The organism is Kluyvera sp. 1366, from assembly GCF_054823405.1.
Genome location: NZ_JBTRDW010000006.1, coordinates 215756 through 239420 on the forward strand (window position 1 = coordinate 215756; position 23665 = coordinate 239420).

At 56.8% G+C, this 23665-nt stretch carries 22 protein-coding genes; 9 read left to right on the top strand and 13 right to left on the bottom strand.

Annotated elements, in window-relative coordinates:
• Positions 1-84 precede the first annotated feature (84 nt).
• Genes phoP through ACVLVH_RS15200 form a run of 3 tightly spaced genes read left to right on the top strand, consistent with a single transcriptional unit; the run spans position 85 to position 3396 of the window.
• Positions 85-753: a two-component system response regulator PhoP gene (gene phoP / locus ACVLVH_RS15190; RefSeq protein ID WP_101760808.1), complete on the top strand. Its 669-nt coding sequence runs from the start codon at positions 85-87 to the stop codon at positions 751-753.
• 3 nt (positions 754-756) lie between these two features.
• Positions 757-2217: a two-component system sensor histidine kinase PhoQ gene (gene phoQ, locus ACVLVH_RS15195; protein ID WP_101760810.1), complete on the top strand. Its 1461-nt coding sequence runs from the start codon at positions 757-759 to the stop codon at positions 2215-2217.
• A gap of 57 nt (positions 2218-2274) precedes the next feature.
• Positions 2275-3396: a ribosomal protein uL16 3-hydroxylase gene (locus ACVLVH_RS15200; RefSeq protein WP_101760811.1), complete on the top strand. Its 1122-nt coding sequence runs from the start codon at positions 2275-2277 to the stop codon at positions 3394-3396.
• 242 nt (positions 3397-3638) lie between these two features.
• Here the strand turns inward: ACVLVH_RS15200 and pepT are convergent, their stop codons facing one another.
• Positions 3639-4868: a peptidase T gene (gene pepT, locus ACVLVH_RS15205; protein ID WP_498949664.1), complete on the bottom strand. Its 1230-nt coding sequence runs from the start codon at positions 4866-4868 to the stop codon at positions 3639-3641.
• Between the two features lie 299 nt (positions 4869-5167).
• Here pepT and potA point away from each other — a divergent pair, with 299 nt between their 5' ends.
• From potA to potD, 4 genes are read left to right on the top strand one after another with little or no spacing between them, the layout of a single operon-like run.
• The gene (gene potA / locus ACVLVH_RS15210) at positions 5168-6280 is read left to right on the top strand and encodes a spermidine/putrescine ABC transporter ATP-binding protein PotA (protein WP_192413632.1); all 1113 of its coding nucleotides are present in this window, start codon (positions 5168-5170) and stop codon (positions 6278-6280) included.
• Entirely contained in the window at positions 6264-7124 is an 861-nt protein-coding gene (gene potB, locus ACVLVH_RS15215; protein ID WP_192413635.1) for a spermidine/putrescine ABC transporter permease PotB, read from the top strand. The genes potA and potB overlap by 17 nt, the downstream gene beginning before the upstream one ends.
• Entirely contained in the window at positions 7121-7894 is a 774-nt protein-coding gene (gene potC, locus ACVLVH_RS15220) for a spermidine/putrescine ABC transporter permease PotC (RefSeq protein ID WP_498949667.1), read from the top strand. The genes potB and potC overlap by 4 nt, the downstream gene beginning before the upstream one ends.
• 10 nt (positions 7895-7904) lie before the next feature.
• Positions 7905-8948, top strand: a complete 1044-nt coding sequence (gene potD / locus ACVLVH_RS15225) for a spermidine/putrescine ABC transporter substrate-binding protein PotD (protein WP_192413637.1) — start codon at positions 7905-7907, stop codon at positions 8946-8948.
• Positions 8949-9057: 109 nt separating this feature from the next.
• Here potD and cobB read toward each other — a convergent pair whose 3' ends face one another.
• The 4 genes from cobB to lolC form a co-directional block, all read right to left on the bottom strand.
• A complete protein-coding gene (gene cobB / locus ACVLVH_RS15230) occupies positions 9058-9891 on the bottom strand; it encodes a Sir2 family NAD+-dependent deacetylase (protein WP_312464065.1) in 834 nt (277 codons plus the stop codon).
• A gap of 97 nt (positions 9892-9988) precedes the next feature.
• On the bottom strand, positions 9989-11233 hold the full coding sequence (gene lolE / locus ACVLVH_RS15235; protein WP_192413639.1) for a lipoprotein-releasing ABC transporter permease subunit LolE: 1245 nt from the start codon (positions 11231-11233) through the stop codon (positions 9989-9991).
• Positions 11233-11934 (bottom strand): lipoprotein-releasing ABC transporter ATP-binding protein LolD, encoded by a 702-nt coding sequence (gene lolD, locus ACVLVH_RS15240; RefSeq protein WP_008103026.1) that lies wholly within the window; start codon positions 11932-11934, stop codon positions 11233-11235. The genes lolE and lolD overlap by 1 nt, the downstream gene beginning before the upstream one ends.
• Entirely contained in the window at positions 11927-13126 is a 1200-nt protein-coding gene (lolC, locus tag ACVLVH_RS15245; RefSeq protein ID WP_192413641.1) for a lipoprotein-releasing ABC transporter permease subunit LolC, read from the bottom strand. Before lolC ends, lolD begins: the two co-directional genes overlap by 8 nt.
• Positions 13127-13355: 229 nt before the next feature.
• Between lolC and ACVLVH_RS15250 the strand changes: the two genes are divergently transcribed.
• On the top strand, positions 13356-13565 hold the full coding sequence (locus ACVLVH_RS15250; RefSeq protein ID WP_064740896.1) for a hypothetical protein: 210 nt from the start codon (positions 13356-13358) through the stop codon (positions 13563-13565).
• A 104-nt stretch (positions 13566-13669) separates the two neighbouring features.
• Complete coding sequence (gene mfd / locus ACVLVH_RS15255; protein ID WP_222181813.1) at positions 13670-17113, top strand: transcription-repair coupling factor; 3444 nt, start codon at positions 13670-13672, stop codon at positions 17111-17113.
• Between the two features lie 181 nt (positions 17114-17294).
• On the opposite strand, the gene ACVLVH_RS15260 is transcribed toward mfd, so the two are convergent.
• From ACVLVH_RS15260 to hinT, 8 genes are all read right to left on the bottom strand, one after another.
• On the bottom strand, positions 17295-17837 hold the full coding sequence (locus ACVLVH_RS15260) for a glycine zipper 2TM domain-containing protein (RefSeq protein WP_007885735.1): 543 nt from the start codon (positions 17835-17837) through the stop codon (positions 17295-17297).
• A 296-nt stretch (positions 17838-18133) separates the two neighbouring features.
• Positions 18134-19438, bottom strand: a complete 1305-nt coding sequence (locus ACVLVH_RS15265; RefSeq protein WP_085982480.1) for an NAD(P)/FAD-dependent oxidoreductase — start codon at positions 19436-19438, stop codon at positions 18134-18136.
• 213 nt (positions 19439-19651) lie between these two features.
• Entirely contained in the window at positions 19652-20194 is a 543-nt protein-coding gene (ycfP, locus tag ACVLVH_RS15270) for an alpha/beta hydrolase YcfP (RefSeq protein ID WP_309835157.1), read from the bottom strand.
• 39 nt (positions 20195-20233) lie between these two features.
• The gene (gene nagZ / locus ACVLVH_RS15275) at positions 20234-21277 is read right to left on the bottom strand and encodes a beta-N-acetylhexosaminidase (RefSeq protein ID WP_110865936.1); all 1044 of its coding nucleotides are present in this window, start codon (positions 21275-21277) and stop codon (positions 20234-20236) included.
• Between the two features lie 15 nt (positions 21278-21292).
• Positions 21293-22108 carry a thiamine kinase gene (thiK, locus tag ACVLVH_RS15280; protein WP_192234272.1) on the bottom strand — a complete coding sequence of 272 codons (816 nt, stop codon included), beginning with the start codon at positions 22106-22108 and terminating at the stop codon, positions 21293-21295.
• Positions 22095-22691: a penicillin-binding protein activator LpoB gene (gene lpoB, locus ACVLVH_RS15285; protein WP_101760823.1), complete on the bottom strand. Its 597-nt coding sequence runs from the start codon at positions 22689-22691 to the stop codon at positions 22095-22097. The genes thiK and lpoB overlap by 14 nt, the downstream gene beginning before the upstream one ends.
• A 10-nt stretch (positions 22692-22701) precedes the next feature.
• Entirely contained in the window at positions 22702-23067 is a 366-nt protein-coding gene (locus tag ACVLVH_RS15290) for a YcfL family putative periplasmic lipoprotein (protein ID WP_110865934.1), read from the bottom strand.
• A gap of 17 nt (positions 23068-23084) precedes the next feature.
• Complete coding sequence (gene hinT / locus ACVLVH_RS15295) at positions 23085-23435, bottom strand: purine nucleoside phosphoramidase (protein WP_498949672.1); 351 nt, start codon at positions 23433-23435, stop codon at positions 23085-23087.
• Positions 23436-23665: the final 230 nt, after the last annotated feature.

Here is a 23665-nt window from a genome sequence, read left to right on the forward strand (position 1 = left end):
TTCGCGCGCCTGGTTGTTCTCTGGTTTAGCTGGCTTTGCGTATACTCTCCTCATCATCACTACGTTCGAAGCTAAGGAAATACTATGCGTGTTCTGGTTGTGGAAGATAATGCGCTGCTACGCCATCACCTCGCCGTGCAATTGCGTGAAATGGGCCATCAGGTCGACGCCGCAGAAGATGCCAAAGAAGCGGATTATTTCCTGCAAGAACATGTCCCCGACATCGCACTGGTCGATCTCGGTTTGCCCGATGAAGATGGCATGTCGCTGATTCGCCGCTGGCGCACCGATGCGGTACGTCAACCGATTCTGGTCTTAACCGCGCGTGAAGGCTGGCAGGCCAAAGTGGAAGCGCTGGAAGCGGGTGCCGACGACTACGTCACTAAGCCGTTCCACATTGAAGAAGTGGCTGCACGCTTGCAGGCGCTGATGCGTCGCAACAGCGGACACGCGTCGCAAATTATCTCTATGCCGCCGTTCCAGGTCGATCTCTCTCGCCGCGAACTGACGGTGCAAGATGAACCGGTAAAATTGACCGCTTTCGAATACACCATCGTCGAAACCCTGATTCGCAACGCGGGTAAAGTGGTGAGCAAAGATTCGCTGATGCTGCAGCTCTATCCGGATGCCGAACTGCGCGAAAGTCACACCATCGACGTGTTGATGGGCCGTCTGCGTAAAAAAATTCTCTCACTCTATCCAACCGAAGTGATCAACACCGTACGCGGCCAGGGCTATCGCTTTGATCTCTGATTTATGACGTGGTTCCGGCGTTTACGCCCCTTCTCTCTCCGCGCTCGTTTTCTGCTGGCGACCGCGGCGATCGTGTTGTTTTTGTCACTCTCCTACGGCATGGTCGCGGTGGTTGGCTATGTCGTCAGTTTCGATAAAAATACCTATCGCGTGATGCGCGGCGAGAGCAATCTGTTCTTCACGCTGGCGCAGTGGCACGACAATCAGCTCACCATCGGCCAGCCGGAGCGCATGACGCTCAATTTCCCCACGCTGGTCTTTATCTACGATGAACGCGGCAAACTGCTGTGGCAGCAGCGCGATGTGCCCGAAATCCGCAAAAAGATTCATCGTGAATGGCTGCTCAAGCCCGATTTCTACGAAATCGATACCAGCAATCGCACCAGCATGGCGGCGATGGGCAACAACCCGCAGGCGAAAGAGCGGCTGCACGCGCTGGATAGCGACAGCAGTGACACCTTCACCCACTCGGTCGCGGTCAATCGCTACGATGCCACCACCAACTTACCGGCGCTGACCATTGTGGTGGTCGACTCAATTCCGCAAGAGTTGCAGCATTCCGATGTGGTGTGGTCGTGGTTTAGCTATGTGCTGGCGGCCAATCTGCTGCTGGTGATCCCGCTGCTGTGGCTGGCGGCGCACTGGAGTTTGCGGCCGATTGGCGATCTCACTTCGCAGGTGCGCGAGCTGGAAACCGGTCAGCGCGAGAATCTTGATGACAATCCGCCGCAAGAGTTACGCAGTCTGGTGCGCAATCTTAACCTGCTGCTGACCAACGAACGTCAACGCTACACGCGCTATCGCACCACCTTGTCGGATGTCACCCATAGCCTGAAAACCCCGCTGGCAGTGCTGCAAAGTACGCTGCGATCGTTACGCAATGGTAAAGAGTTAACCATTGAACAGGCCGAACCGGTGATGCTGGAGCAGATCAGCCGCATCTCGCAGCAGATTGGTTATTACCTGCATCGCGCCAGCATGCAGGCCGATCACAATCCTCTGCAGCGCGATTTGCATTCGGTTTCGGCGCTGCTCGATAGCCTGTGCTCGGCACTGAATAAAGTCTATCAACGCAAGGGCGTGGCGATCACGTTGGATATCTCGCCGGAGCTGACCTTTATCGGCGATAAAAATGACTTTATGGAAGTGCTCGGCAACGTGCTGGATAACGCCTGCAAATATTGCCTCGAATTTATTGAAGTCACCGCACGACAAACCGACAACACTTTGCATCTGTTTATTGATGATGACGGCCCCGGCATCCCGGAAAGCAAACGCGATCTGATCTTCGTGCGCGGTCAACGTGCCGACACTTTGCGTCCCGGCCAGGGATTAGGTTTAGCCGTGGTGCGCGACATCCTCGAACAGTACGCCGGCCAGGTGATCGCCACCACCAGCCCGCTCGGCGGCGCGCGCATGGAAGTGATTTTCCAGCGCCAGGAAGTCGAGCATCACCGCGAGTAGAAAGGGACGCGGGCTGTTATACTTGCCATCATTCTTTGCAGCAAACGGACTCCTCATATGGACTATCAGCTCGATATCAACTGGCCCGACTTTATTCAGCGCTACTGGCAGAAACGCCCGGTGGTGCTTAAACGTGGATTTAAAAACTTCGTCGATCCTATTTCTCCTGACGAGCTGGCCGGTCTGGCGATGGAAAATGAGGTCGATAGCCGTCTTGTCAGCCATAACGAGGGCAAATGGCAAGTCAGCCACGGCCCGTTTGAAAGCTACGATCATCTCGGTGAGAGCAACTGGTCGCTGCTGGTGCAGGCGGTCAACCATTGGCATGAACCTTCTGCCGCACTGATGCGCCCGTTCCGTTTTCTGCCCGACTGGCGTGTTGACGACCTGATGATCTCGTTTGCCGTGCCGGGAGGCGGCGTCGGTCCGCATTTCGATCAGTACGATGTGTTTATCATTCAGGGCACTGGCCGCCGTCGCTGGCGCGTGGGTGAAAAAGTGCCGTTGAAACAGCACTGCCCGCATCCGGATCTGCTGCAGGTTGAGCCTTTCGACGCCATCATCGATGAAGAGATGGAGCCCGGCGATATTCTCTATATTCCGCCAGGATTCCCGCACGAAGGCTATTCGCTGGAAAACGCCATCAACTATTCGGTCGGCTTCCGCGCACCGAACGGTCGCGAGCTGATCAGCGGTTTTGCCGATCACATGCTGGCCAACGAATTGGGCAGCTACCGCTACAGCGATCCCGATGTGCCATCGCGTGAATGCCCATCGCAAATTCTGCCGTCAGAACTGGAAGGCATCCGCAAAGTCATGATGGATGTGATTAACCAGCCGGAGCAGTTTAATCAGTGGTTTGGCGAGTTTATTTCTCAGTCGCGTCATGAGCTGGACGTCGCACCGCCGGAGCCGCCGTATCAACCGGACGAAATCTACGATGCATTGCAGCAAGGCGATGCGCTGACGCGGCTCGGCGGCCTGCGCGTATTGACCATTGGCGATGTGGTGTTTGTGAACGGTGAATCGGTCACCAGCAGCCATCCGCATGTGCTGGCGGCATTGGCGCACAATCACGTGCTGACGCTGGAAGATTTCGGCGATGCGCTGGATGACCCTTCACTGCTGGCGCAGCTGGCGGCGTTGGTGAATAGCGGGTATTGGTTCTTCGGCGAGTAAGTTTCAATCTGTCTCGGGGTTTCTAAAACTCGGTGGGTGCTCGGTAGGTGCTCGCTGTCCCCCTCCTCGGTGGGTGCTCGGACTGTGCTCGCTGTCCCCCTCCTCGGTCCTCCCCCATAAATGGGGGAGGAAGATGCTGCAATATGTGAGTAGGGAGTTGGGAGCTGCATGGGGCAGCGTCTCCTTCCCCCATTTATGGGGGAAGGCCGGGATGGGGGACAACCCGCGCTAAGCAATCACCATCAGCCCTTCTTCTGCCCCGCCAGCTCAGCCAAACGCACAATCACATCCACCGACTGCGCCATCACATTGAATGAGGCGAACTCGTGCTTGCCGTGATAGTTGTAGCCGCCGGTGAACAGGTTCGGACATGGCAATCCTTTCCACGACAGCGCAGAGCCGTCGGTGCCGCCGCGAATCGGTTTGACGTTCGGTTCGATGCCGCAATCGCGCATCGCCTGCAGCGCCAGCTCAATAATGTGCGGATGCGGTTCGACTTTCTCGCGCATGTTGCGATAACTGTCGCTGATCTCCACTTTCACCGAACATTCGCTTTGCAGCCCTTTGCTGACGCGCTGACCAATCTCTTCCAGCAGCTGTTTACGCTGTTCATAGCTGTCGGCATCAAAATCGCGGATCAGATACATCAGCTCGGCGTGCTCAACCGTGCCTTTAATGGTATGCAGATGGAAGAAGCCTTCATAGCCGTCGGTATACTGCGGCTTCTCTTTGGCTGGCAGTTCCGCGTGGAAGCGCATCGCCAGATCCAGCGCATTGACCATCACATTTTTAGCGCTGCCCGGATGCACGTTGTTGCCGGTGATTTTAACCATCGCGGTAGCGGCATTGAAGTTCTCGAACTCGAACTCGCCGAGATCGCTGCCATCAACGGTATACGCCCAATCGGCGGCAAAGCCTTCGACGTCGAAGTGCGACGCGCCGCGACCAATCTCTTCATCCGGTGTAAAGGCCACGCGAATCGCACCGTGTGGCGTATCCCCTTTTGCCAGACGCGCCATCGCGGTCATGATCTCGGCGATACCGGCTTTATCATCCGCACCGAGCAGCGTTTTGCCATCGGTGGTGATCAGCGTATGACCGATCAGCTTATGCAGAACCGGGAACATCACCGGTGACAGAATTTCATCACCGTTACCGAGCGCGATATCGCCACCGCGATAGTTTTCAATAATCTGCGGATTGACGTTTTTGGCGGTAAAATCCGGTGAGGTGTCCATGTGCGAAATAAAGCCGATCACCGGCGTGGCCCAATCAACGTTAGCCGGTAAGGTGCCCATCACACAGCAGTGATCGCTCAGAGAGACATCAACAAAGCCCAGCGCGATAAGTTCTTCCTGTAATTGACGCGCCAGCGTCCACTGCCCTTCGCTGCTTGGCACCTGTCGTGCCTGAGGTTTTGACTGAGTTTCTACTGCAACATAACTGAGAAAACGCTCAAGTAATTGATCCATCTGTCATCCCTCTAAAGAACCTGCGTCATTATCATGGTGACCAAATGGCACCATGTTGCGTCAAATCATTATCCTTCAGGTTAGCTCTCTCAACGTGACTTGCGTTGAAAATTCGCTCACTCGCGCCTGTCCGACTTATCCGTTACGCATACTCCGGCATTTTTGAGAGTTTTCAAGGTAAATCCGTGGCAAAACATGGCATTGACACATTTTTGCGGTATCATCGCGCCCTTCATCACAGCAAGCGGCCACCAGCGGCTATGCTGTAACCTGATTCACCATCAGACTGAGTGACTAAAATGACGCAAACACGCGCGCCTGCGCTGGTTACGCTTTCTGGCATCAGTAAAGCTTTTGATGGCAAAACCATCATCTCTGACTTTGACCTGACCATCCGTCACGGCGAGTTCATCACGCTGCTTGGCCCTTCCGGCTGCGGAAAAACCACCATTTTACGCTTGATTGCCGGGCTGGAAGCGGCCGATCGCGGTCATATCACTCTTGATGACAACGACATCACCGATCTGCCCGCCGAGCATCGCCACATTAACACCGTGTTTCAGAGCTACGCGCTGTTCCCGCACATGTCGGTGTTTGAGAACGTCGCCTTTGGCCTGCGCATGCAGAAAACCCCGGCGGCGGAGATCACCATGCGCGTTAACGATGCGCTGGCGATGGTGCAGCTGGAGAGTTTTGCCGATCGCCGTCCGCATCAGCTTTCGGGCGGTCAGCAGCAGCGCGTGGCGATTGCGCGCGCGGTGGTCAATCGCCCGAAAGTGCTGCTGCTGGACGAGTCGCTGTCGGCGCTGGATTACAAGCTGCGGCGCCAGATGCAAAACGAGCTCAAAGCGCTACAGCGTAAGCTTGGCATCACCTTTGTGTTTGTGACGCACGATCAGGAAGAGGCGCTGACCATGTCCGATCGTATCGTGGTAATGCGCGATGGCCGCATCGAACAGGACGGCACGCCACGCGAGATTTACGAAGAGCCCGCCAACCTGTTTGTGGCGCGCTTTATTGGCGAGATTAACGTGTTCGATGCCGAGGTGCTGAACAGCGAACATGCGCCTACAATCCGCGCGCGCGTGGAAGGCCTTGAATGCACGCTGCAATGTGATTTCCCGGTCAGCGTCGGCGATAAACTGCACGTGCTGCTGCGCCCGGAAGATCTGCGCGTCGAAGAGATCGATCACGACAGCCGCAGCGACAACCTGATCGGCTACGTGCGCGAGCGCAACTATAAAGGCATGACGCTGGAATCCACCGTTGAGCTGGAGAACGGCAAGCTGCTGACGGTGAGCGAGTTCTTTAACGAAGACGATCCCGATTTTGATCACTCGCTGAACCAGAAAATGGCCGTCAGCTGGGTCGCCAACTGGGAGGTGGTGTTGCCGTATGAAGTTGATGCGTAACCGCCTGCAGAAAGTCATTGTCGCGCTGATCGTCAGTTGGCTAACGCTGTTTGTGCTGCTGCCTAACCTGATGATTTTCGCCACCAGCTTCCTGACGCGCGATGATGCGCATTTTGTCAGTATGGCCTTCACCCTCAATAACTACACGCGGCTGCTCGATCCGCTCTACGCTGATGTGCTGCTGCACTCGCTAAATATGGCGTTGATCGCCACGCTGTGCTGCCTGCTGCTCGGTTATCCGTTTGCCTGGTGTCTGATGAAACTGCCGGCGCGCCTGCGTCCGCTGATGCTGTTCCTGCTGATTGTGCCGTTCTGGACCAACTCGCTGATCCGTATCTACGGTCTGAAAATCTTCCTCAGCACGCGCGGCTGGCTGAATGAATTTTTGCTGTGGCTTGGGGTGATCGATAAACCGTTTCGCATCATGTACACCTCGGAAGCGGTGATTCTGGGGCTGATCTACATTCTGCTGCCGTTTATGGTGCTGCCGCTCTACTCCAGCCTGGAAAAGCTGGATAAATCCTGCCTCGAAGCGGCGCGCGATCTTGGCGCGAACAAAGTAAAAACCTTTTTACGCATCATTCTGCCGCTCACCATGCCAGGCATTGTCGCCGGTTGCCTGCTGGTGTTTATCCCGGCGATGGGCTTGTTCTTTGTAGCGGATTTGCTGGGCGGCGCGAAAAACCTGTTAATTGGCAACGTGATCAAGAGCCAGTTCCTGAATATCCGTGACTGGCCGTTCGGTGCTGCCACCAGCATTGTGATGACGCTGCTGATGGGGCTGATGCTGCTGGCTTACTGGCGCGCAGCGCGTATGCTGAACAACAAGGTGGAACTGCAATGATGGCGCGCTGGTTACGTGGCGGCTTCATGGCCGTGATTTATGCCTGGTTTTATATCCCGATCATCATTCTGATCGTCAACTCCTTCAACCGTTCGCGTTTCGGCATTAACTGGCAGGGCTTCAGCACGCAGTGGTATCGCCTGCTGATGAATAACGACAGCCTGATTCAGGCGGCACAACATTCATTGCTGATGGGCGTGCTCTCTGCCAGCTGCGCCACGATTATCGGCTCGCTGACCGCCGTCGCGCTCTATCGCTATCGCTTCCGTGGTAAACCGTTCGTCAGCGGCATGCTGTTTGTGGTGATGATGTCGCCGGATATCGTGATGGCGATTTCGCTGCTGGTGCTGTTTATGCTGCTGGGCATTTCGCTGGGCTTCTGGTCGCTGCTGTTCTCGCATATCACCTTCTGCCTGCCGTTTGTGGTCATCACCGTCTATTCGCGCCTGAAAGGGTTTGATGTGCGCATGCTGGAAGCCGCCAAAGATCTTGGTGCCAGCGAAGTCACCATTTTGCGCAAAATTCTGCTGCCGCTGGCGCTGCCGGCGGTCGCAGCGGGTTGGCTGCTGAGCTTTACGCTGTCGATGGACGATGTCGTGGTATCGTCGTTCGTCACCGGCCCGAGCTTCGAAATTATGCCGTTAAAAATCTATTCGATGGTGAAAGTTGGCGTGTCACCGGAAGTGAACGCGCTGGCGACAATTTTGCTGCTGCTGTCGCTGCTGTTGGTGGCGCTCAGTCAGCTGTTGCTCCGTGATAAAACCAAATAGAGGATAATCGATGAAAAAGTGGTCTCACTGGCTGGCGGCTGGGGCGCTGGCATTGGGCATGCAGAGCGCGCAGGCGGACGCCGGCAAAACGCTCTACTTCTATAACTGGACCGAATACGTGCCGCCGGGACTGCTGGAGCAGTTCACCAAAGAGACCGGCATCAAGGTGATTTACTCCACCTACGAATCCAATGAAAGCATGTATGCCAAGCTGAAGACCTGGAAAGATGGCGCCTACGATTTGGTGGTGCCTTCAACCTACTTCGTCGCCAAAATGCGTAATGAAGGCATGCTGCAAAAGATCGATAAAACCCAGCTCAGCAACTTCAAAAACCTCGATCCTAACCTGCTCAACAAGCCGTTTGATCCTAACAATGATTACTCGATCCCCTATATCTGGGGCGCGACCGCCATTGGCATCAACACTGACGAAGTGGATGCCAAAAGCATTACCCGCTGGGCCGATTTGTGGAAGCCTGAGTATAAGCAAAGCCTGCTGCTGACCGACGATGCGCGTGAAGTGTTCCAGATGGCGCTGCGTAAGCTGGGCTATTCGGGCAACACCCGCGATCCCAAGCAGATCGAAGCCGCTTATGAAGAGTTAAAAAAGCTGATGCCTAACGTGCTGGCGTTTAACTCCGATAATCCAGGAAATCCGTTTATGGAAGGCGAAGTGAACGTTGGGATGATCTGGAACGGTTCCGCCTACGTGGCGCGTCAGGCGGGCACGCCGCTGCAGATTATCTGGCCGCGGGAAGGCGGGATTTTCTGGATGGATAACCTGGCGATTCCGGCCAATGCGAAAAATCGTGAAGGCGCGCTGAAGCTGATTAACTTCCTGCTGCGTCCGGATGTGGCGGCACAGGTGGCGGAAACCATCGGCTATCCCACGCCAAACCTGGCAGCGAAGAAGTTACTGCCGCAGGAAGTGGCCAGCGATCCTTCGCTTTATCCTGCTGAGGATGTGATCAAAAACGGCGAGTGGCAAAACGATGTCGGTGACGCCAGCGTGCAGTATGAGACGTTGTTCCAGAAGCTGAAGGCGGGACGTTAACTCTCTGCGGCTTCCCCTCACTCTGCCCTCTCTCGCAAGCGGGAGAGGGTTCCGTCTAGCCCCTTCTCCCTCTGGGAGAAGGTTGGGATGAGGTAAAGCGCGCACAAATCTACTTATACAACCCACGCAAAAACGTATGCACAAACTCCGGCACCACTTCGCTTGCTAAGCCGTAATGACGCTCGGCAAACTCATTGCCGACCTGGCTCGGTTCCAGATTCAGCTCCACAGTATGCGCGCCCTGCAGTTTCGCTTCGTGGACAAAACCGGCGGCGGGATAGACATGGCCCGACGTGCCAATGGCGATAAACAGATTCGCCTGCTCAATCGCCTGATAAATCTCTTCCATCCCCAGCGGCATTTCGCCGAACCACACGATGTGCGGGCGCAGCATGGCCGGGAACTGGCAGCAGGTGCAGCGATCGTCCGCGGTTAAATCTTCGGTCCAGTCCAGCACTTGTCCACTGCTGACGCAGCGCACTTTCAACAGTTCACCGTGCATATGCAGCACGCGCTGGCTGCCGGCGCGTTCGTGCAGGTTATCGATATTCTGCGTCACCAGCAGGAAGTTATCGCCCAGCACCTGCTCCAGTTCCGCCAGCGCTTTGTGCGCGGCGTTAGGCTGAATTTCTGGCTGCTGCAGCTGTTGACGCCGCGCGTTGTAAAACGCCTGCACCAGCACCGGATTGCGTTGAAAACCTTCCGGCGTGGCGACATCTTCTACGCGATGCTCTTCCCACAAGCCATCGGCGGCGCGGAAAGTGCGAATACCGGATTCGGCGGAGATCCCCGCGCCAGTCAGCACCACCACGCGCGGTTGCGGATGCGCGGCCAGTTCAGCTTTGCGATCGCGCTCGAAGATGCGCTGCCGAAAGCGCTGATGCACCTTGCGGCGGTTTTTTTTGTCGCGGGCGAGTCGTAGGCGGCGGCGCGGTATGCGCATAAAAGCTCCTTATCTGCGGCGTTTATTGCCGCGCATCGGGGATTTTTCGGGCTACTCTGCCCGATAATAGCAGCCGTACAGCGGCTGCGTTTTATCTTTACTGACCGCTGAGTACGCGGGCCGGATCGATACGGCTGGCGCGTCGTGCCGGATACCAGCTGGCAATCAGGCTCAGGACAATCGCGGTGGCCAGCACCGAAATCACATCAATCCAGTGCAGTTCGGACGGCAGGAAATCGATAAAGTAGATATCGCCCGCCAGCAGCTGATGCCCGGTCAGGTGCTCAAACACGCGCATCACCGGCGTGAGATTGAGCGCTACCAGCACGCCGACCACCACGCCGCTGACGCTGCCGAGCAGGCCCGCCAGCAAGCCGTACCAGATAAAGATGGCGCGGATCAAACCATCTTTGGCCCCCAGCGTGCGCAGTACCGCGATGTCGCTGCTCTTATCTTTCACCGCCATCACCAGCGTCGAGACGATGTTAAAGCAGGCCACGCCAATCACCAGCACCATGGCTAAATACATAATGGCGCGAATCATCTGGATGTCACGGTACATGTAGCCATAAGTGCCAATCCAGCTCTTGATGTAGACGTAAGAGTGCGTCACTTCACCGGCGTCATGTATCAACTTCTGCGCCTGGAACGGGTCATTCATCTTCAGCGCAATACCGCTGACGCTGTCGCCCATATCCAGATATTTCTGCGCATCGGCCAGCGGCACCAGCGCCAGGCTGTGATCAAGCATGCCGCTCAGTTGCAGCACGCCGCTGACCTGCAGACGAATACGTTTCGGCTGCAGCAGCTTATTCTCGCCATCATTATTGGGGATCATGATGGTGATCCAGTCGCCCTGTTTCACGTTGAGCGATTTAGCGATGCCGCCACCCAGAATGATTTGCTGTTTACCAGCCGCGAACTGCGACCATGCATCTCCGGCAACAAAGCTCGGCAAGGCGCTAAGACGCGCTTCCTGCTGCGGATCGACGCCTTTCACCTGCAGCGCCTGCAGCTTTGCGCCGCTCTCAATCAGCCCGGTGAAGTTGATATAGGGCGCTGCGGCGGCAATGCCGGCCACCTGCTCAATCGGCGCGATCATCGGTTGCCAGTTACGGAACGGCTGATTCACCGGCTCGATTTCACCGTGCGGTACCACCGCCAGAATGCGGTTATTCAGCTCACGCTCAAAGCCGTTCATGGCGCTCAGGCCGATGATCAGCACCGCCACGCCCAGCGCAATGCCGATGGTGGAGATGATGGAGATCAGCGAGACCATGCCACCACGCCGCCGACCGCGGCTAAAACGCAGCCCGAGCAGCAGGGATAATGACGAAGCCATCAGATCACTCCCAGCGTCAGTTGGTCGCTCAGCTCACCGTCGCGCATCTCCATCTGCCGGCTCAGGCGTTTCGCCAGCTGCAGATCGTGCGTCACTACCAGAAAAGCGGTGCCCTGTTTAACGTTCAGCTCGCCGAGCAGTTCAAAAATCGCGTCGGCGTTGCGCGCATCGAGGTTACCGGTAGGTTCATCGGCCATCACCAGCCGCGGACGATTCACCAGCGCGCGGGCAATCGCCACACGCTGACGTTCACCGCCCGACAGCTCAGAAGGCCGATGCGCAGCACGTTTTTCCAGCCCGACCGCCGCCAGCATTTCACGCGCGCGTGATTCCGCTTCCGCTTTGCCAATTTTGCCAATCAGCAGCGGCATCGCCACGTTCTCCAGCGCGCTAAAATCCGGCAGCAGATGGTGGAACTGATAGATAAAGCCCAGCTCACGGTTGCGCAGCTCGGCTTTCGCGGCCGACGACATCGCATTCAGCGATTTACCATCAAAAATCACATCGCCGGAAGTCGGCGCATCCAGACCGCCAAGCAGATGCAGTAAGGTACTTTTACCCGAACCGGAGCTGCCGACAATCGCCGTCAGTTCACCCGGCTGCAGGCTGAAAGCCACATTGCGCAGCACATCGGTCTGCACGCTGCCTTCCTGATAGCGTTTGCACAGGTCACGACACTGCAACAAAGGAGTATTACTCATAACGTAAAGCCTCAGCGGGTTGGACGGCGGCAGCGCGCCACGACGGATAAAGGGTAGAAAGCAGCGCGACGGCCATTGAGACCAGCGCAATGGTGATCACCTGCAACACATTGATGTCGACCGGCAGCGCCGCGCCATCAAGGAACAGACCAATCACCGGCATCAAGTTATTCAGCTGGCTGGCAAGCAGCACGCCAAGCACGGTGCCCAGCAGCGCGCCAATAATGCCCGCGCTGGCGCCCTGCACCATAAACACCGCGACAATCTGGCGGCGGGTTAAACCCAGCGTTTGCAAAATGGCCACTTCGCCCTGCTTCTCCATGATCAGCAGGCCCAGCGAGGTAATGATATTAAAAGCCGCCACCGCGATGATCAGGCTCAGCAGCAGCCCCATCATGTTTTTTTCCATGCGTACCGCCTGGAACAGATCGCCTTTGCGTTCGCGCCAGTCTTTCCACGTCAGCCCCTCCGGCAGTTTCTGCTGGCTGAGCGCATCAACGCTTAACGGCTTATCCAGCCACAAACGCCAGCCGGTGATGTTGCCGAGCGGATAGCGCATCACGCGTGACGCATCCTGCTGATTGACCAGAATTTGATAGCCATCCACTTCGCTGTTGGCGGCATAGGTGCCAGCCACAGTGAAAATACGCTGGCTCGGCAAACGTCCTACCGGCGTGAACTGGCTGACCGATGGCACCATCAGACGCAGCTGATCGCCGCGCTTCACGCCCAGCTGTGCAGCCAGCTGTTCACCGAGGATGACGTTGTACTGGCCCGGCTGCAGCACGCTTTGTTGGGTGTTGACGAGGAATGGCGTCAGCGGATCCTGTTCGTCGGGATTGATGCCGAGCATCACGCCGACCGAGACGTTACGCGCGCTTTGTAGCACCACATCAGCGGTGGTCAGCGGTGCGATGCACTTAACCCCTTGCAGTTGGAGATTATCGGCGGGCAACGCCTTGGGACTGATGCTGCCTTTTTCGCTGGTGATCAGCGCCTGCGGCATCAGGCCGAGGATATTGCCTTCCAGCTCGCGCTCAAAGCCATTCATCACCGATAACACGGTGACCAGCGCCAGCACGCCGAGCGTAATGCCAATAGTTGAGAGCCAGGAGACGAAGCGACCAAAGCGGTCTGAGGCACGTCCACGCATGTAGCGTAAACCGATGAATAACGCGACTGGTTGATACATGAGATCCGTCTTGGCAGTTGCCTGAAAATAAGTAGTGGGATGATAAAGGAGGCGTCCCCTTTATGAAACCTCTAACCCTCTGAGTCTGCGGCAAAGTTGTGTCAAAAACCGTCCCAGCCAACGCTTATGCATAAAATTGCGACAAATTAATGATGTTATTTGTACGTTTATTCGTCATTGGCTGGCGTAGACTTAAAGGTGAATTACCGCAGGCGACGAGGAGTACACCATGTTCAAATTCCCTAAGAACAGTATCGTGAAGCATAAATCGGGAGAAATCAGAGGCGAGATCGTCAACGTTTTTGAACAGGGAGATGCGCCAACCGGCTATTACGTGAAGTGGGACGACGGCAACCACAGCTACCATCTGGAGAAAGAGCTGTCCTGGGCCAATGTCGACCGCCCACGTATGCACTACACACAGCAATCGAGTAAGTAGCTCAACCGGCAAAAGTGTGAGAAATCGCACCACGACAGATGATCCTCAGGGCGGATTATGGAATGATGACGCCCTGTAATCCAAGGAGAGAATGTCGAGATCCCATGTCGGAACAGAGTCGTTATACCCTGCCAGTCAAAGCCGGCGACCATCGCCAGCTCGGCCAGCTCGTCGGCGCCGCGCAAGCGCTTGAGTGCGCCAGCATCACCGAACGCCACAGCGGTCCGGTGTTGATGATTACCCCGGATATGCAATCTGCCCTGCGTCTGCAGGAGGAGATTCGCCAGTTCACCGATCTGCCGGTCACCCATCTCGCTGACTGGGAAACGCTGCCCTACGACAGCTTCTCGCCGCATCAGGACATCATCTCAGCTCGCCTCTCCACGCTGTATCAACTGCCCAACTTAACGCGCGGGATGCTGATTATGCCGGTCAACACGCTGATGCAGCGCGTGTGTCCGCACAGCTTCCTGCATGGCCATGCGCTGGTAATGCAGCAAGGGCAAAAGCTGTCGCGCGATGCGCTGCGCGATCAGCTGGAGCAGGCCGGTTATCGCCACGTCGATCAGGTGATGGAGCACGGTGAATACGCCACGCGCGGTGCGCTGCTCGATCTGTTCCCGATGGGCAGCGACCAACCTTATCGCATCGACTTCTTTGACGATGAGATCGACAGCCTGCGTCTGTTTGACGTCGATACGCAGCGCACGCTGGAGGCGGTCAACGCGATCAACCTGTTGCCGGCGCATGAATTCCCCACGGATAAAGCCGCCATCGAGCTGTTCCGCAGCCGCTGGCGCGAAACCTTTGACGTACGGCGCGAGCCGGAGCATGTCTATCAGCAGGTGAGCAAAGGCACGCTGCCCGCCGGTATCGAATACTGGCAGCCGCTGTTCTTTGAGCAGGCGTTGCCGACGCTGTTCAGCTATCTGCCCGCCAATACGCTGCTGCTCAATAGCGGCGATTTACTGGCCAGCGCCGAGCGCTTCTGGCTTGACGCCAACGCGCGCTTTGAGAATCGCCGTATCGATCCGATGCGCCCGCTGCTGGAGCCGGTCACGCTGTGGCTGCGTCCCGACACGCTGATGAGCGAACTGAAAGCCTGGCCGCGCATGCAGTTAAGCAGCGAGACGCTGCCGGAAAAAGCAGCGAATACCAATCTCGGTTATCAGCCGCTGCCGGAATTGACGGTGCAGGCGCAGGCCAAAGCGCCACTCGATCTGCTGCGTCAGTTCCTTGAACAATTCAGCGGTCAGGTGATTTTCTCGGTTGAGAGTGAAGGCCGGCGTGAAAGCCTGCAAGAGCTGTTGGCGCGCATTAAACTGCGTCCACAGGCTATCGATCACTTTGATCAGGCCGCCAATCAGCCGCTTAGCCTGATGATTGGCGCCAGCGAGCGCGGCTTTATCGATACGCAACGCCAGCTGGCGTTGATTTGCGAAAGCGATCTGCTTGGCGAGCGCGTCAGTCGTCGTCGCCAGGATAATCGCCGCACCATCAATCCTGATGTGCTGATCCGCAACCTCGCCGAGCTGCATCCCGGCCAGCCGGTGGTGCATCTGGAGCACGGCGTGGGGCGTTATATCGGCCTGACCACGCTGGAAGCCGGCGGCATCGTCGCTGAATATCTGATGCTCTCCTATGCGGGCGACGCCAAGCTGTACGTGCCGGTTTCATCACTGCATCTGATTAGCCGCTATGCCGGTGGCGCGGATGAAAACGCGCCGCTGCATAAACTTGGCAGCGATGCCTGGTCACGCGCGCGGCAGAAAGCTGCTGAGAAAGTGCGCGACGTGGCGGCAGAGCTGCTGGATATTTACGCTCAGCGCGCAGCCAAAACCGGCTTTGCCTTTAAGCACGATCGCGATCAGTATCAGCTGTTCTGCGAAGGCTTCCCGTTTGAAACCACGCCGGATCAAGGCCAGGCGATCAACGCGGTGCTGAGCGACATGTGTCAGCCGCTGGCGATGGATCGTTTGGTGTGTGGCGACGTCGGATTTGGTAAAACCGAAGTGGCGATGCGCGCTGCGTTTCTGGCGGTTGAGAACGCCAAACAGGTCGCGGTGCTGGTGCCCACCACGCTGCTGGCGCAGCAGCATTACGACAACTTCCGCGATCGTTTCGCTAACTGGCCGGTGCGCATTGAGATGCTGTCGCGCTTCCGCACCGCCAAAGAGCAGAGTCAGGTGCTGGAACAGGCGCGCGAGGGCAAAGTCGATATTCTGATTGGCACCCATAAGCTGCTGTCTAACGACCTGAAGTGGCACGATCTCGGCCTGCTAATTGTCGATGAAGAGCACCGCTTTGGCGTGCGTCATAAAGAGCGGATCAAGGCGATGCGCGCCGATGTCGATATCCTGACGCTCACCGCCACGCCGATTCCGCGTACCCTGAATATGGCGATGAGCGGCATGCGCGATCTGTCGATTATTGCCACGCCACCGGCACGACGCATGGCGGTGAAAACCTTTGTGCGTGAGTACGACAGCCTGGTGGTGCGCGAGGCAATCCTGCGTGAAGTGCTGCGCGGCGGCCAGGTTTACTATCTCTATAATGACGTGGAGAACATCGAGAAAGCGGCGCAGCGATTGGCCGATCTGGTGCCGGAAGCGCGCATTGCCATTGGTCACGGTCAGATGCGTGAACGCGATCTCGAGCGGGTGATGAATGATTTCCACCATCAGCGCTTTAACGTGCTGGTGTGTACCACCATCATCGAAACCGGTATCGACGTACCCAGCGCCAACACCATTATCATCGAACGCGCCGACCACTTTGGTCTGGCGCAGCTGCATCAGCTGCGTGGCCGCGTGGGACGTTCGCACCATCAGGCCTATGCGTGGCTGCTGACGCCGCATCCAAAAGCGATGACCACTGATGCGCAAAAACGTCTGGAAGCTATCGCGTCGCTGGAAGATCTCGGCGCCGGTTTTGCGCTGGCAACCCACGATCTGGAGATCCGCGGCGCGGGTGAGCTGCTCGGCGAGGATCAGAGCGGCCAAATGGAAACCATCGGCTTCACGCTGTATATGGAGCTGCTGGAGAACGCGGTCGATGCGCTGAAGGCGGGACGCGAGCCGTCGCTGGAAGATCTCACCAGCAATCAAACCGAAATTGAACTGCGTATGCCTGCCCTGCTGCCGGATGATTTTATCCCGGATGTGAATACCCGCTTGTCGCTCTACAAGCGCGTGGCCAGCGCCGCCGATGAGCAGGATTTGGCGGAACTGAAGGTTGAGATGATTGACCGCTTCGGCAAGCTGCCGGATGCCGCGCGTAATCTGCTGGATGTTGCCGGGCTGCGTTTAGTGGCGCGCGAGTTGGGGATTCGTAAGATTGAAGCCAGCGACAAAGGCGGATTCTTCGAGTTTGCGCCGCAGAATCAGGTCGATCCAGGCTGGCTGATTGGCCTGCTGCAGAAAGATCCTCAGCAATGGAAGCTGGATGGCCCAACGAGATTGAAGTTCACCCGCGATATGGCGGACCGGAAAATCCGTATGGAGTGGGTGCAGGGATTTGTCAGCGAGCTGGCGAAAAACCGGGTTTAGTGGATATCCGCACGGAATCGTAGCGGCGCGATTCATCGCGCGCCTTTGACTCCGTGCGCCATTGATGATGCGCAACAAATTGCGCCGCTACGAATCCGTGCGCGTTGAGGATCTCACACATAAAAAAAAGCGCCTTGCGGCGCTTTTTTCGTTACTGCTGCTGTGATGCATCTTTGCCCAATTAGGCCTGATTTGAATTGAGGATCAGCTGACCATTACGGTCGAGCGGAATGCGGGTACCAGGGTCGTTTTCCATGCGGATTTTGCCCTGCTGGTCGCCTATTTTATAGGTCACGTCATAACCCAGCATTTTTTCCTGTTTGTCATATACCGTTTTGCAACGCTGCTCGTTGGTGGTGTACGTGTCGCGATCCTGCAGCGCACCCTGCACCTGATTACCACCGTAACCGCCAGCTAACGCGCCCGCTACCGTAGCCACATCGCGTCCGCGTCCACCACCAAACTGATGGCCCAACACGCCGCCGGCTACTGCGCCCAGCACCGAACCGGCAATGCGATTCTCATCCTGGACCGCACGACGATGGGTCAGCGTCACATTGCGACACTCCTGTCGCGGCTGCTTGATGCTCTCTTTAATCGGCGTCGCCGACAGGACTTGTGCAAACTGCGGGCCGCGATCGAAAACATCCATGCTGGCGACTGCGGCAACACCTAACGCTGCTGCCACGCCGATACCGATACCCGCTAACATTGATTTATTCACAGGAATATCCTCCTGAAGGTTGTTACCGCGCATTCCTGCCGCTACCCAATCCTGGGTAACCGAGGCATAACCGGCGTGCGCGCCGCGCCGTGTTTGTTGGTGATAAGTTTTACAGATGGACCGTAATTGCAACATCAGATTAATGGAGGAAACGCAGCGGAAACCCATCAGGGCCAGCTTTTAGGAGAGTTCCGAGAGCGGATGAAATAGTGCCGTAACCTAAAGCTGAACGTGCAGTTTTCAGCGGGTTACGGCAGCTGGTGTGGCGTAGGGCGGCATTCACCGCCCGAAAATCATCAGTGCAGCTTGAGACGCGGACGCAGGACGCGGTTAAGACTGCCGACCAGCATCATAAGACCGGTCTTGAAGTATCCGTGGAGCGCAATCTGGTGCATACGATATAGAGAGATGTAGACAAAACGCGCAATGCGCCCTTCCACCATCATCGATCCGCGCATCAGGTTACCCATCAAGCTGCCGACGGTGCTGAAGCGCGACAGCGACACCAGCGAACCGTGATCTTTATAAACATAGGCTTTCAACGGTTTGTCTTTACGCTGTGCAAGGATGTTCTCCAGCGCGCGCGACGCCATTTGATGCGCTGACTGCGCGCGCGGCGGTACAAATCCGCCCCCCGGCAGCGCACAGGAGGCGCAATCACCAATGGCGTAGATGTCATCATCCAGCGTGGTTTGCAGCGTCTCTTTTACCACCAGCTGATTGATGCGGTTGGTTTCCAGACCGCCAATCTCTTTCAGGAAGTCTGGCGCTTTGATACCGGCCGCCCACACCATCAGATCGGCATCAATGAATTCGCCGCCTTTGGTATTCAAGCCATTTTCGGTGGCGCTGGTGACCATGGTTTGCGTCAACACGCGTACGCCAAGTTTGGTCAGCTCCTGATGCGCCGCCGCCGAGATACGCGGTGGCAGCGCCGGCAGAATGCGTTCACCGGCTTCCACCAGCGTGACGTTCAGCGAGCTGCTATCCAGACCTTTGTAGCCGTAGCTGTGCAACTGTTTCACCGCGTTATACAGCTCTGCAGAGAGTTCCACGCCGGTGGCGCCGCCGCCGACAATGGCGATGTTGACTTTTTCCAGGCTGCCTTCGCTGGCCGAGAAACGCAGGAACAGGTTGAGCATTTCGTTATGGAAACGACGCGCCTGATGCGGGTTGTCGAGGAAGATGCAGTGATCTTTTACGCCCGGCGTGCCGAAGTCATTTGAGGTGCTGCCAAGCGCGATGACCAGACGATCGTAGGCCAGCTCACGCTGCGGCACTAACAGTGCGCCTTCCGCATCGCGGATTTCGGCCAGCTCAAGGGTTTTGTTTTCACGATTGATTTGCGTCAGCGATCCCAGCTGGAACTGGAAACCGTGATTACGCGCGTGCGCCAGATAGCTTAGCGCATCAATCCCTTCGTCCATCGAACCGGTTGCCACTTCATGCAGCAGCGGTTTCCATAGATGACTGTGGTTACGATCGACCAGGATGATCTCGGCTTTCTTCTTGCGTCCCAGCTTGTGACCGAGCTGCGTTGCCAGCTCTAAGCCGCCAGCACCACCGCCGATGATAACGATTTTTTCCATAGATGTAGTCAACAAAGACCCCCCTCAAAGTTGTAAACCAATAGTTAATTAATGGTTAATAAAAACCTTAATAAACATAGGGTTGGCGACGTTAAATCGCGAGCTGAGGGCAGAATATCACGGCGTCAGAGACATCACATAAGAAAATTGATGTACATCAATCTTTCAGCTGCATTATCAGAATGTTACACATTTTATGCGCCGCATCACACGGCGCGCGGACGGTCAGGCGAGGAGTTTGAAGGTTTTGATGCGCTGCAAATGCGGCGCGATGTTCTTGAATTTGTGGCTGGCTACGTCATCCCAGATAATTTCATAGAACGGCTGCAGGTACGTCGCGCTGCGCTGATTATCCAGCGCTTCGTCCTGACGAGACAAAATCGCCAGACACTTTTCGCGGTTCTTTTCGCGGAAATCGTTGACGCACTTAGTGGCGATATCGAGATACTCTTCCGGGCGATCGATTTTGCCTTCCATGTTCTCAAACGGGAACAGATTTGGATTGAAGATCACCTGACGCATGCCGCACAGGAAGCCAATGCGTTCGGCCCAATAACCGCCCAGCCCAACCCCGCAAATCAGCGGATGCGCATCGTCGCCCTGTTGTAGCAGCTTGTCGCACTCTTTCAGCAGAAACTGCATGTCGTGTTTGGGATGGCGGGTGCTGTAGCTGACTAATCTGACGTCCGGGTCAATAAACTGCAGCTGCAGCACCTTTTCATGGTTGCCCGGACTGTTGGAATCAAAACCGTGCAGATAGATGATCATGATTATCCTCAGCGTGGAGTGAAATCCGGGCAGCGATGCTTATCTGCCCGAGGCTTTGTGCGCCAGCCAGCGCTCTTGCAACGCGCTTAACTGACGCTGATTTTGCCGCCAGCGCTCGCTTGCCAGCAGGCTTTGACGGGTAAAACGCCCTTGATGGTATAACTGCGTCACGCGCTCTGCCCCGATCGGCGTCAAGTTATCCAGCACGCTCACCGCGCCCGCGCGTTGATTGCACACCAGGATCATATCGCAACCGGCATTCAGCGACTGCTGCGCGCGTTCGGCGTAGCTGCCCATCACCGCGGCACCTTCCATCGACAGGTCGTCGGAGAAAATCACGCCGTTAAAGCTGAGCTCCTCGCGCAATACGGTTTGCAGCCAATACGGCGAACCGCTGGCAGGCAACGGATCCACCTCAGTATAGATAACGTGCGCCGGCATCACCGCATCAAGCAGCTGCTCGTCGATCAACTGCTTAAAGATCGCCATGTCATGCTGACGCAGCGTGGCGGCATCGCGGTTGTCGCGCGGCGTCTCTTTATGCGAATCGGCACTGACCGCACCGTGACCGGGGAAGTGTTTGCCGGTGGTTTTCATGCCGGCTTCATGCATGCCGTTGATAAAACGGCGCGCGACCTGTAGGGCGATGGCCGGATCTTCATGGAATGAACGATCGCCAATCGCCGCGCTGATGTGGCCAATATCGAGCACCGGCGCGAAACTGATGTCGATGTCCATGGCGATCATCTCCGACGCCATCTGCCAGCCCGCCTGCTGCGCCAGTTCACCGGCACTATTGAGATCGTGCAGCGCGGCGAACGATTGCATCGCCGGCAGCTGCGTGAAGCCGTCGCGGAAACGCTGCACGCGACCGCCTTCCTGATCCACCGCTACCACCAGACGATTGCGCGAAGCGGCGCGAATCTGGCGCACCAGCTCTGCTAACTGCTCGACATCGTGGAAGTTGCGGGCAAACAGAATCAGTCCGCCCACCAGCGGATGCTGCAGAATTTCGCGTTCTTCGGCGTCCAGCTCATAGCTTTCGACGTCAAGCATCAGCGGTCCGGGTGTGTTCATGGTCATGATTAAAATCCTGGGTTAAAGGTCGTGCCAGCTGGCCTGCGCCAGCTGCAGTAAGGTGTCATCCTGGCTCTGCTCGGCACGCAGCTGATACCAGCTGGCCATCAACAGCTGCAGCCACGGTTGCCAGCGCTGCATCTGGCATGCCAGTGCTGGCTCATCCAGTTGCGCGCGCGCGGCGTAATCAGCAATCCACGCGGAACGCGTATCGCCATCAACCGCACACACCGCCGCCAGCTCCAGCGCCACGTCACCGTCGGCGGCATACTCCCAGTCGATCAGGCGTAAACCTTCCGGCGTGGCAATCAGGTTGCCGGCGTGGACATCCATATGCAGCGGCGCCAGGCGCAGCGGCTGCGGTTCGCCCTGCTGTAATAAGCGTTGCAGACGACGCTGCCAGCGCCAGTGACGCTGCCGGCAAAGCTGCCAATAGCGCTGTAGCAGCGGCGCTAATCGTAAACGGTAGCCGGTGAGCGGCTGTTGGTGCAGACGCTGCAGCAGCGCCACAATCGCCTGCCGCTGCGCGTTAAACTGCGCGGAGGTGAGCACCTCGCCCGGCATCCAGCTTTGCAGCAGCCAGGGATGGCGCCACGCCAGCGGCTGCGGCCCCAGCTGTGCATGCCGCAGCTGCTGCAGAATGCGGTATTCGCGTTGGCGATCGACAAACGGGATCGGCTGCGGCGGCGCTCGTCGCGCCAGCAATTCGCCCTGCGGCATCTGCACGCGCACGCTTTGCCCGCTCAGTCCCGGCAGCGCGAAAAAATGACCGGCAGCTTGCGCCGTCGGCCATTGTTGCTGAAGCAGGTTTTGCAGCTGTGGATCAGGGTTGAGCAACACCGTTTCCTGACCAGATGATTTCACCGGTTTGTACCAGCATCAGCTGCATTTGCAGCGTCGGTGATTTCACATCGCCCTGCGCATTGCTGTAGAGCACATACTGCGCGTTAACGTTGCGCGCCAGGCCAATCGCTTTACTGCGCGAGTTGAGGCTGTCATCCGGCGACAAGCCCAGCGTTTGCTTGGCCTGCGCCAGCTGTTCTGGGGTGATCAGCGTGAACTTGCCGTTGTTGGCCAGCGCATTCTGAATCGCATCGGTGGCTTTGTCGGTTTGCAGCGCGCCATTAGTGCTGTTCTTGATGCGATCCACCAGCAGCACGCTGCCCGGATTTACGCCTGAAGATTGCACCATCTTACCGACCAACGGCTGGACGCTGGCATCCCAGTTAATGGTTTTCAGCTTTGGTGGCTGCGGCACGGTTTGCGGCGGCGGCACTGGCTGCGGCGTGGGTTCAACCGGCTGAGTGGGCGTAGTCGGCTGCGTGGGTTCTACCGGTGCCGGCGTCTGTTGTTGCACCACACAACCGGTGAGCATTAGCGCAAATAACAACGCGCCCGAACGTTTTACACTGCGAATCACAGCTTACTCCTCAAAGATAAAGATAGAGACGCACCTTACTGGCGGTCGGATTGCCCATTTGTGAGGCCACTTCTACGCTGCCGTGCGCCGGAACGATTTGGCTTTGCGCCGGCTCTTCCGGCGTGATTTCCAATCCTTTGTCGTCGTACCAATAGAAACGATAGTGCACTTTCACTGGCGTTTCACGCTGGTTGTACAACATGCTCATGGCACGCTGCTGACCATCTTGTTCGGTCAACTTCGGATCATCGGTAATAATGCCCGCGGATAACACCGCCGATTCCATCACCAGCGACTGCGAGGTATTAATCATCGGCTTATCGCTGCTGCAACCTGCAAGGGTCAGCAACAGCAAGCCACTCAGCCATTGACGCATCACGTTGTCCGCCTGAGTTAGCTGGCCAGCATCGGGCCCAGCGGCTGACCGCCAACAAAATGCATATGGATGTGATAAACCTCCTGACCGCCATGGCTGTTGCAGTTGATGATCAGACGATAGCCATCTTCGGCAATGCCTTCATCACGGGCAATTTTGGCGGCTACGGTGATCATCCGGCCCAGCGCCTGCTCGTGTGCGGGCTGCGCATCGTTGGCGGTGGGAATCAATACATTGGGGATGATCAAGATATGGGTAGGCGCTTTCGGCGCGATATCACGGAAGGCGGTGACCAGTTCGTCCTGATAAACCACGTCGGCGGGGATCTCGCGACGGATGATTTTACTGAAAATGGTTTCTTCAGCCATGGTGCATTTCCTTAAGCCTGAGTTCAGTCAGGCAGTATGCGTGAGGAATTCCATTTCTTTCAACCTCAGGACCACAATTCCTGCATTAAATGGCTGCCTTTAAGCCGATTTAACTCTTCGCCACGCATGTGCTACAGCTCGCATTCCTGACATCTCCTTAACCACAAAAATGAAACGCTGTTTTATAAATTAGAGATATCACGCCATTTTCTTTGTGATTTTGCCACTCA